The organism is Phormidium sp. CCY1219 (assembly GCF_055795085.1).
Genome location: NZ_JAYFEQ010000128.1, coordinates 1 through 247 on the forward strand (window position 1 = coordinate 1; position 247 = coordinate 247).

1 pseudogene is annotated in these 247 nt (G+C 46.6%); it reads right to left on the reverse strand.

Annotated features, from left to right (window positions below):
* Positions 1-224: pseudogene (locus AC0QH1_RS00700) on the reverse strand (Uma2 family endonuclease); the annotation flags it as partial.
* Positions 225-247 lie beyond the last annotated feature (23 nt).

Sequence of the window (247 nt, forward strand, 5' to 3'; positions counted from 1 at the left end):
ACCATTGTATCCGGTGCTTGCGCCAGTTTATTGTTCCCCTCCACCGGATACCAGAACAAATCTCCCGCGACAAATACATCCTCCCGGTCTGCAAATAACAGTTCTAAATTTTCTTTAATCGTCACGATCCAGCGAAATTGTTTGGTATTTTCTGCCATTGGTTGACCGTCACTTTCGGGGTAGATAATCTCTGTGGGAGCCTCGGGTTGCAATTCCCTTACCATTGGGCTTTTCCTCCGTTTAATCG